Here is a 9,893-nt window from a genome sequence, read left to right as displayed (position 1 = left end):
ACATCAGTGCATACCGTGAAGGCGTTTTTGGTGCTAAAAAGAAATAAGGTATCAGTCATAATATATGATTTTTTATAAATTGAGGAGGAAAATAATATGTCAAAATTACAAGATGTAAAATTAAATGTAGAAAAAGGTAAAACAAAATTAGTAGCAGGTTTAGTGCAAGAAGCGTTAGATGAAGGTAATGCAGCAAAAGATATCCTTCAAGCTATGGTTGATTCTATGGGTGTCGTAGGAGACAAATTCTCAAGTGGAGAAATATTTGTACCAGAGATGTTAATCGCAGCTAAAGCAATGGCAAAAGGTGTAGATGTACTTAGACCACATCTTGCTGGAGAAGGATCTGTATCTTTAGGAACTTGCATTATTGGAACAGTAGCAGGAGACTTACATGATATCGGTAAAAACTTAGTATCTATGATGATTGAGAGTGCTGGATTTGATATGGTTGACATTGGCGTTGATGTACCAGCTCAAAAATTTGTAGATACAATAAAAGAAAATGAAAACGTTAAATTAGTGGCTTGCTCTGCACTATTAACAACTACAATGCCAGCATTAAAAGAAGCTGTTGCAACAATCAAAGGTAGCGGTTTAGAAGGATTTAAAGTAATGGTAGGTGGAGCACCTATTACTGCAGAATTTGCTGCTGAAATTGGCGCTGACGGATTTGCTCCAGATGCAGGTAGTGCAGCTGTTAAAGCAAAAGAATTAGCACAAGCTTAATTTTTAGATAGTGTGTAGAAAAATCAGGAGAAAATTTTCTCCTGATTGAAAAATATAGGAGGTTGCATAATGTTAACAAAAAGACAAAACTTAGTTGAAGTTATGAAGGGCGGAAATCCTGATAGATTTGTAAAGCAATATGAGTGTTTCAATATGATTATGAATACTCCAATTACTCGTAAAAAACCACCAATAGGCGGAGAAATTGTCAACGAGTGGGGTGTTACAACAAGATGGCCAGAAGGTCAAATTGGTGCATTCCCAGTACACGATGAAGAACATACTGTTGTAAAGGATATCACTAAATGGAGAGATGTAGTAAAAGCTCCTAATATTAAATTTCCTGCAGAAGCTTGGGCTGAAGCGAAAGCTTCTGCAGCAGCTGTTGATAGAACGGAACAATACTGTACAGTTTTTGTTGCTCCAGGTCTTTTCGAACATGTACATTATTTAATGAGCATGGAAGAAGCTTTAATGGCTTTCTATGAAGAACCAGAAGCAATGCATGAATTAATTGAATACCTTACAGATTGGGAAATTGAACTTGCTAAGGAATTTATCACTCACATAAAGCCAGATGCACTTTTCCATCATGATGACTGGGGTAGCCAAATCAACTCATTCTTATCACCTTCTATGTTTGAAGAATTTTTTCTTGAACCATACAAGAGAATTTATGGCTTCTACAAAGAAAATGGTGTTGAATTAGTTGTTCACCATAGTGATAGCTATGCTGCTAACCTTGTTCCATATATGATTGATATGGGTATTGATATCTGGCAAGGTGTTATGAAGACAAACAATATTCCTGAATTGATCAAAAAATACGGCGAAAAAATTACATTCATGGGTGGATTACACAGTGGAGAAATTGATTTCCCAGGCTGGACGCAAGACATTATAGCTACAGAAGTAGAAAAAGCGTGTACAGAATACGGAAAATTATACTATATCCCTGGTTCAAGCCAAGGTTTAGCAATCAGCTCATTCCCAGGCGTATACGAAGCTACTGATGAAGAAATCGAAAAAATGTCAAAGAAAATGTTCTAGGACTATTATTGTGATACTGCAAAGAGTAAGGTATGAGTTAATACCTTGCTCTTTTTGCAAAAGCGAAAAGATAAATGCGGAACTGTTAAATGATAATTCAGTGACTATGTGAGTATTGTTTAATTATCTTCCAACCATCATTTTAAATATATACCAAATTGTTCTAAATTATTGAAGTAGGTTCCCTTATCAATATGTTATACTATTAAATAACAAGTCCACAAGGTGTGTTCGCACAGTGCAGGATAGGTAAATTTGTAGTTATGACAATTGAAATGGAGTGATAAGATGTTTTCAGAAAATATGGTTCAAAAATTAGAAAGCTCTTCATGGATAAGGGTGATGTTTGAAGAGGGAAACCGACTTGCTAAAATATACGGAGCGGATAAGGTTTATGATTATAGTCTAGGAAATCCTTTTGATGAGCCTCCGGTAGAAGTACAAGAATCCTTATTAAAGCATATAACTAGTGGAGAACCTGGATTACACAAATATATGAGTAATAGTGGCTATGGGGATGTAAGGGGGAAAATTGCAAAAAAACTCCAAGAAGAGAGCAAAGTTAGCTTATCAGAAAATAATATAGTCATGACTGTAGGGGCAGCAGGTGGATTAAATGTCGTTTTGAAATCACTATTAAACGAAGGCGAAGAAGTAATGGTATTTGCTCCTTATTTTGTGGATTACGGTTCTTATGTTAGCAATTATGGTGGAAAAACCGTTGTAGTGCCAGCTAATACAGAGACTTTTGAACCTAATATAGAAGAATTTGAAAAGAGGATAAATGCAAATACGAAAGCAATTATATTAAATACCCCAAATAACCCTACTGGAGTTGTTTATAGTGAAGAAATTCTTAAAAAGATAGAAGAGATTCTTCAAAAAAAGGGGAAGGAATTTAATACTACCATTTATGTCATTTCAGATGAGCCTTATAGCAAAATCGTCTACGATGATATTATAGTACCTTCTATTATTAATATATTTCAAAACGCTATTGTAGTAGACTCTTTTAGTAAATCTTTGGGTTTAGCTGGAGAACGCATTGGTTATATTGCTGCTAGTAGTAATATTGAAGAAATTGCTACATTAGTAAATGTCTTTATATACTGTACTCGAGTTTTAGGTTTTGTTAATGCTCCTGCATTGTTTCAAAAAGTCGTAGGGGACTGTTTATACGTGAAACCAAATGTTGAGGATTATAAAGCTAAAAGAGACTTTTTATACGAAAACTTGGTGCGGATAGGTTTCGAAGTACACAAACCTCAAGGCGCCTTTTATCTATTCCCAAAAGCGTTCATTCCAAATGATATAGAATTTACGCAAGCAGCTACAAAACACAATCTTCTCTTAGTTCCTGGTTCTGGTTTTGGATGCCCTGGATATTTTAGAATGTCCTACTGTGTAAATTTTGATATGATACGAAATTCAATACCAGCTTTTGAAAGATTATCAGAAGACTTTAAATAAAATGTACTACAGTATTTTGATAGGAGTATAAAAATATGATCTTAGTTAGCGCTTGTTTGGCAGGATGCAATTGTAAGTACAATGGAAAAAATAATAATGTGGATCAAATTCTAGAATTAGTAAAAGCAAATAAAGCCATAACTATATGCCCTGAAGTGCTAGGAGGGCTACCAACGCCGAGACAACCTGCAGAGATACAAGTTATAAATGGGGAAATTCATGTAATAAACAAAGTGGGCGAGGATGTCACGAATGAATTTCTAAAAGGGGCAGAAAAAACCTTAGAAATTGCAAGGGATTTAATGCCAAGTAAAATTATATTAAAGTCTAAAAGTCCATCCTGTGGTTTTGGTAGAATCTATGATGGTACCTTTACTGGTACATTAAAAGAAGGCAATGGTCTTACAGCAGAGCTTCTTTACAAAAATGGATTTAAAATAGAAGAGATGTAGGGTATAAATAAATACTAAAAAGAATTCTCCTTTATAGTGAGTTTTTCTTTACTATAAGGGAGTTTTTTGTGCAAATTATGGGATTTCTATCATTTAAGATCTTATCATAAATGATAGAAATCTAAATATTAAATACATCATAGAAGTGATATACCTTACAAAATATTAAAATATAGTAAGATTATATATATAACAAGATTTACAAATATTGACAATAAATATTACATAAAGTTATTATAATAATAGAATTGCTAATGAATATAACCTTTAAACAATTATTTATAAGGAGATAGAAAAGTGGAAGAAAAGTATCAAGAAATTAAAAGTCTCATACTAGATGGTGTAAACCCTGAAAAAATTTATTTGCTCGATATGGGTCCTATTTTACTTTTGACAATCGTATGGGATAGTGTTGAAAATGACTTTGATAAAAGGATACAAATTAGAAAGCTCTTAAGAAACATAAATACCCCTTTTGATATCGTCGTGATCTCCATAGATGAATTAAAGCAATTAAATAATGAAGGAACTTCATTTACTTGTAATATAATCAAAAATGGCATATTATTATATGATAAAACTCATTGTCAATAATCTATAAAGCTCTATACATGTAATAGGGCTTTTTTTATGGAAACTTTTACTTCTTATAGATTAAATTTATGAATACATGGTAAAATGATATGTTGAAAGGAGCATGAATATGAGCGAAGAAGTAACAATTAAAAGAGCTATTTTACATATCATTGACAATATGGGAGGAATTTCTGTTATTTCAGATAAAACAATTGATTTATCTTATGATATACAAGAGTACCTTACTAAGCATATAAAGAAGTGTTTTACAGATATTGAAACAAAGAAAACCATGTTTGAAAATGAGACACCAAATAATTTTCTGTCAACCGTGGAGAATTTTACTAAAGAAGAAGATTTTTTAACCATGAGCAAACAGATTGCTAATTTATTTATAAACTTTATTACAAATGGCACCTCTATTCCATCATGTGATTTGCTAATTGTAGATTTTGTTTGTAATAGTGTTACATATTTAGGTATCTTAAAGTTTAATTATAAGTATGGTTATATACACCATGTTGAAGCAGAAGATGGCATATGTAATACAATTATTAAACAACCTTGTTGTTTACCACTTGAATCTCAGAAACTGGATGAATTTGTCATTGTAAATCTACTTGATTTTTCTCTTATTGTTAAAGAGCGAAAATATGAAATCAATGGGATAAAAGAAAATTACATCACAACATATCTTTTGAAATCTAAATTCGTAAAATCAGATAAGGAGATTGTAGACATTGTGGAGAAGACTGCCCATACAATCATTCAAGAAGAATATAATGGAGATATAGATAAGTTAAATACTTTTCGAAAGGTCATTGCAGATGATTTTACCAATAACAATGAAATAGATTTAGTAAATATTGCAGAGGCAACCTTTGACGATACAGCTGGGAAAACTGCATTTAAACAGGGAATTGAAAAAGCTGGTATACAAGAATCAAAGATTAAAATTAGCCCTTATGCCGAAAAGCGAATTATAAAAAAACATAAACTAATTACAGATAACGGAATTGAAATAAGCATTCCATCTACATATGTAGGAGATTCAGATGTGGTAGAGTTTATCAATAATGTAAATGGAACCATATCGATAATGATTAAGAATGTAGAGAAGTTTAACAATAAATAAGAAAAATGGGGAAAGGGTTTATACTCTTTCCCCATTTTCTTGTCAAAGAAGAATATTAGCGTAATCTTACTAATATAATAGAGGTATTACGAAACGGTTAGTCAGTTGGTTTCTTGGACGGGGAAAGTATCAATGAACAATTAAAAACGAATATTGAATATGGAACAGTACAAATATGCGACTATTTATGTAGTGTTTGTAATTGTTAACTGTTCATTGTTTTTCATTGATTATTCACTGCGACGTAGGTCGCATACCTGACACTAGCCACTGCTCCTATCATCTGAGCGCTAGCGAAGGATCTATACATTCTGACTACAAAAAGGTTTTATTTAGAACTAAAAACACTAATATGTAAGTCGCATATTTGAAGGAGGTATACAATGAAAGGTACTGCACTTATTATTTTTGGTGTAACGTATATTTTATTATTGCTATTACCAAAGATGAGATCCTACATATCTATTGCTTCTGCTACTCTATTTATTTATTTGGGAATTGTTCCAATATATAAGGCATTGGAATACATCAATTGGAATGCTATTTTAATGATTGCTGGAACTATGGGGATTGTCTCCTTATTTATTGAATCTAAAATGCCTGATAAACTAGCAGATATACTCATCTCTCGAATGCCCAATGTCAAATGGCTCGTAGTAGCCTTGTCCTTGTTTGCGGGGCTGGTTTCTGCATTTGTAGATAATGTAGCTACGGTTTTAATGATAGCACCAGTTGCTATAACCATTGCTAAAAAATTAAATATTTCACCAATTGCTATGATTGTCTCTATATCCGTATCTTCAAACTTGCAAGGTGCAGCTACTTTAGTAGGGGATACGACCTCAATCCTCTTAGCCGCCCAAGCAGATATGAATTTTATGGATTTTTTCTTCTACAATGGTAGACCTGGTTTGTTTTGGATTGTGCAGATAGGTGCCCTTTTATCTGTAGTTGTTTTACTCTATCTTTTCCGAGGAGACCTTCAGCATATTAAGATTAAGTCAGAAACAAAAGTAGAAGACTATTTTCCAACAGTTTTGCTTCTTAGCATGATTAGTCTGTTAATATTGGCATCTTTTATGCCCCATAAACCAGAAATAAGCAATGGTTTTATATGCATGAGCTTATTTATAATAGGCTCTTTGAAATATGATCTTAAGTACCAAAATTTTAATACACTTCGTACTCATGTCAAAGAAATTGATTTTTACACTATTGTATTATTAATAGGTCTATTTGTCTTAATAGGTGGACTAACAGAAGTAGGAATTATTGAAGACATCGGCAAACTCTTTGTCCGTTTAAGTAATGATAATGTATTTGTCATATATACTATAATCGTCTGGGCCTCTGTGTTGTTTTCAGGTTTTGTTGATAATATCCCATATGTAGCAACTATGTTGCCTGTAACAGCGAGTATTGCATCTTTTCTAGCAATTGATCCGACAGTTCTTTACTTTGGTTTACTGATTGGTGCCACTTTAGGAGGCAATCTTACACCTATTGGTGCTTCGGCAAATATTACAGGAATTGGCATTCTGCGTAAAGAGGGGTGGAATGTAGATACCGGTAGCTTTATGAAGATTGGCGTTCCATTTACACTATCTGCAGTCATATCAGGTTATATTCTAGTTTGGATTTTGTTTGGAATATAATTGAAAATTTTCCTATAATGAGAATATTTAATGAATATACTTGATTGGATATTTACACTAAATGAAAATCTATAGTATAATATAAAATAATATGCTGAACGATATCTTTTTCTGGAACAAACACAATAATTTTTGACCTTATATCCCTTGTTTCATGAATCATAATCAGTGAATTAAAAAAATATCATTACACGTTACGGAGGAAGAAAAATGGAAAATCGATTTAATACTAGAAGTATGGTAGTAGCAGCACTTTTATGTGCTATTGGGATTTTGATTCCCTTAGTATCACCTATAAGATTTGTGATCGAGCCGGCATCTTTTACATTAGCTAGTCATGTAGCATTATTTATTGCTGTATTTATTTCACCTACTACAGCAGTATTCGTTTCATTAGGAACAACTCTCGGCTTTTTTCTGGGGGGATTTCCAATTGTCGTAGTTGCTCGAGCTTTTAGCCAAATCCTATTTGCTTTTTTAGGAGCTCTATATTTAAAAAAATACCCAAATACCTTTAAAAGTATGGGGAAAACAATCACCTTTGCTATTGTCGTTTCCATCATCCATAGTTTAGGTGAAATCTTAGCAGTATCTCCCTTTTACATTGGGCAAAGTTTATCCGATTTAGAATATCAAAGGGGATATATTTACTCTATAGTGGGAATGGTAGGCGTCGGAACCTTCATTCATAGCCTGGTAGATTTTGCAATAGCTTACTGGATATGGAAAGTGATACCCAAAAAATAACAATAATTGAACTGTTGTTAAATGATTGTTTAGAATGACTTAAATAAGAAATGCAAACAAACTATGATGGGTTTGTTTGCATTTTTTATTTACTAAAGATTTTTGTTTTCTGTTTTTTACTTAGCCTGTGTTGAAATCACAAATTTTTAACCCTTGTTTAAAGCATTTTCATAAGTGAATTGGCTAGAATGTCGATTTCTTCCCTTGTATTGTAGATGCCAATAGATGCGCGGATAACGCTGCTAAAGCCGTAATGTTTTAAAACCGGTTGAGCACAGTGATGCCCTGATCGGACTGCTATGCCATCTTCATTAAGCTTATGAGCGGCTTGATCTGGAGAAATTCCCGATAGTATAAAGGATATGACGCTAGACTTATTAGGCGTAGTGCCAATTAAAGATAATCCAGGTAAGTGGGATAATCTTTCCATAGCGTAATTTGTTATTTCTGCTTCATGATTCATAATTCGATTTATTCCAATATTATTAACATAATCTATTGCCACACCTAAACCAATGGCATCTGCAATATTTCCTGTACCTGCTTCAAACTTATAAGGAAGACTATTGTATTCCGTAGAATCAAAAGTCACATTTTTGATCATACCGCCACCTCTTTGATAAGGAGGCATATTTTGTAATAATCCTTTTTTCCCATATAATACACCTATGCCAGTGGGTCCGTAAATTTTGTGACCTGAGAACACATAAAAATCTGCATCTACTTCATTTACATCTATACCTATATGAGCAATACCTTGAGCTCCGTCTACTAATACCTTGGCCCCAGATGCGTGGGCTAAATCGATGATTTCTTTAATAGGATTTATAGTGCCTAGGATATTGGATACCTGAGTGATAGCTACCATCTTTGTTTTCGGCGAAAGAAGATTTTTGTATTCCTCTAAAATAAGCTCACCACATTCATTTACAGGTATGATCTTTATTGTAGCTCCCTTTTTCTTAGCTAATTTTTGCCAGGGTACAATATTAGAATGATGCTCCATAATGCTGAGGATGATTTCATCACCCTTTTCAATATTGGATTCACCAAAGGTTTCTGTTACTAAATTAATTCCTTCTGTAGTCCCTCTAACAAAGATGATTTCCTCTAAATAGGATGCTCCAATAAATAGCTGGATTTTTTCTCTTGCCGTTTCATAAGCATCCGTAGAGATTTTAGCTAATGTATGGGCTCCACGGTGAATATTGGAATTGTACTTACTATAGTATTCTTTTAATGTATTGATTACATCTTTAGGTTTTTGAGTAGTTGCTGAATTATCCAGCCATACTAATGGTTTTCCATTTACTCTAGTTTGTAAAATAGGAAAGTCCTTGCGAATGGAGTAAATGTCTAGGTCTGCTCTTCTAAATGGCGCATTATTGTTAATAGTATGAACATCGGGTTTATAATTTGATAGGAAGTAGTATTCACTGCTCCTATCCTGAAACCATTTACTTGTAGTCATAATAATGCCCTATATTGACATTTTCAAGCATTCCAAATGCATCATTTGTAAGAATAGCTAAACCATAATACAGTGTCATGATATAGGACATGATGCCCATATCATCTATTCCACTGAAATGAACGGATAAACTAGGTACCTGGCTTTCACCTGGAACACCTGGCTGATGCAAACCTATAACCCCTTGTTCTCTTTCACCTACACGCATGAGTAAAATACACGTATTGCCTAAAGAATCTATTTTTACCTTATCGCAAGGAACCATAGGAACCCCTCGCCAAGTAACAAATGGTGAGCCAAATATATTTACTGTAACTGGTGGTACTCCCCTACAGGTGCATTCTCTTGTAAATGCAGCAATGGCCTTTGGATGCGCTAAAAAGAAAGCAGGCTTTTTCCATACCATTGCAAGCAAATCATCTAAATCATCGGGGGTAGGCGTACCTTTTCTAGACGAAATCTTCATAGATGGATCTACTGATGCTAGTAGTCCAAACTCTGGATTATTGACAAGTTGTCTTTCTTGTTGTTCCCTCATCTTTTCAATTGCTAATCTCATCTGCTCTTGTTTTTGATTAATAGGCGAATTGAAGATATCGCTTACTTGA

General features: G+C 33.6%; 10 protein-coding genes. 8 read left to right on the top strand and 2 right to left on the bottom strand.

Annotation, left to right across the window (positions count from 1 at the left end; translation table 11 throughout):
* Positions 1 to 96: 96 nt before the first annotated feature.
* The 8 genes from Q7P22_RS14400 to Q7P22_RS14365 all read left to right on the top strand — a co-directional run bounded on the left by Q7P22_RS14400 (position 97) and on the right by Q7P22_RS14365 (position 7,814).
* Positions 97 to 729: a corrinoid protein gene (locus tag Q7P22_RS14400; RefSeq protein ID WP_303865077.1), complete on the top strand. Its 633-nt coding sequence runs from the start codon at positions 97 to 99 to the stop codon at positions 727 to 729.
* 69 nt (positions 730 to 798) lie between these two features.
* Complete coding sequence (locus tag Q7P22_RS14395) at positions 799 to 1,779, top strand: uroporphyrinogen decarboxylase family protein (protein WP_303865076.1); 981 nt, start codon at positions 799 to 801, stop codon at positions 1,777 to 1,779.
* Between the two features lie 288 nt (positions 1,780 to 2,067).
* The gene (locus tag Q7P22_RS14390; protein ID WP_303865078.1) at positions 2,068 to 3,249 is read left to right on the top strand and encodes a pyridoxal phosphate-dependent aminotransferase; all 1,182 of its coding nucleotides are present in this window, start codon (positions 2,068 to 2,070) and stop codon (positions 3,247 to 3,249) included.
* A 35-nt stretch (positions 3,250 to 3,284) separates the two neighbouring features.
* Complete coding sequence (locus tag Q7P22_RS14385; protein ID WP_303865075.1) at positions 3,285 to 3,701, top strand: DUF523 domain-containing protein; 417 nt, start codon at positions 3,285 to 3,287, stop codon at positions 3,699 to 3,701.
* A gap of 297 nt (positions 3,702 to 3,998) precedes the next feature.
* A complete protein-coding gene (locus Q7P22_RS14380) occupies positions 3,999 to 4,295 on the top strand; it encodes a hypothetical protein (protein ID WP_303865074.1) in 297 nt (98 codons plus the stop codon).
* Positions 4,296 to 4,404: 109 nt separating this feature from the next.
* Positions 4,405 to 5,412 carry a nucleoid-associated protein gene (locus Q7P22_RS14375; RefSeq protein WP_303865073.1) on the top strand — a complete coding sequence of 336 codons (1,008 nt, stop codon included), beginning with the start codon at positions 4,405 to 4,407 and terminating at the stop codon, positions 5,410 to 5,412.
* 383 nt (positions 5,413 to 5,795) lie between these two features.
* Positions 5,796 to 7,067, top strand: a complete 1,272-nt coding sequence (locus tag Q7P22_RS14370; protein ID WP_303865072.1) for an SLC13 family permease — start codon at positions 5,796 to 5,798, stop codon at positions 7,065 to 7,067.
* Between the two features lie 210 nt (positions 7,068 to 7,277).
* Positions 7,278 to 7,814, top strand: a complete 537-nt coding sequence (locus Q7P22_RS14365; protein WP_303865071.1) for a hypothetical protein — start codon at positions 7,278 to 7,280, stop codon at positions 7,812 to 7,814.
* A 157-nt stretch (positions 7,815 to 7,971) separates the two neighbouring features.
* On the opposite strand, the gene Q7P22_RS14360 is transcribed toward Q7P22_RS14365, so the two are convergent.
* Entirely contained in the window at positions 7,972 to 9,285 is a 1,314-nt protein-coding gene (locus Q7P22_RS14360; protein WP_303865070.1) for a cysteine desulfurase, read from the bottom strand.
* On the bottom strand, positions 9,272 to 9,893 hold a 622-nt coding region (locus tag Q7P22_RS14355; protein WP_369695547.1), incomplete at its 5' end, for a hypothetical protein. The genes Q7P22_RS14360 and Q7P22_RS14355, both read right to left, overlap by 14 nt.

Source organism: Alkalibaculum bacchi (assembly GCF_937875145.1).
Classification (GTDB): Bacteria; Bacillota; Clostridia; order Eubacteriales; family Alkalibacteraceae; genus Alkalibaculum; species Alkalibaculum bacchi_A.
This window is presented reverse-complemented; position numbering and strand designations above follow the sequence as displayed.

Bases quoted from the DNA above. Each gene is read 5' to 3' on its own strand.
- Q7P22_RS14390 (WP_303865078.1), top strand. From the start codon at position 2,068: ATGTTTTCAGAAAATATGGTTCAAAAATTAGAAAGCTCTTCATGGATA.
- Q7P22_RS14365 (WP_303865071.1), top strand. From the start codon at position 7,278: ATGGAAAATCGATTTAATACTAGAAGTATGGTAGTAGCAGCACTTTTA.
- Q7P22_RS14385 (WP_303865075.1), top strand. From the start codon at position 3,285: ATGATCTTAGTTAGCGCTTGTTTGGCAGGATGCAATTGTAAGTACAAT.
- Q7P22_RS14400 (WP_303865077.1), top strand. From the start codon at position 97: ATGTCAAAATTACAAGATGTAAAATTAAATGTAGAAAAAGGTAAAACA.
- Q7P22_RS14360 (WP_303865070.1), bottom strand. From the start codon at position 9,285: ATGACTACAAGTAAATGGTTTCAGGATAGGAGCAGTGAATACTACTTC.
- Q7P22_RS14395 (WP_303865076.1), top strand. From the start codon at position 799: ATGTTAACAAAAAGACAAAACTTAGTTGAAGTTATGAAGGGCGGAAAT.
- Q7P22_RS14375 (WP_303865073.1), top strand. From the start codon at position 4,405: ATGAGCGAAGAAGTAACAATTAAAAGAGCTATTTTACATATCATTGAC.
- Q7P22_RS14370 (WP_303865072.1), top strand. From the start codon at position 5,796: ATGAAAGGTACTGCACTTATTATTTTTGGTGTAACGTATATTTTATTA.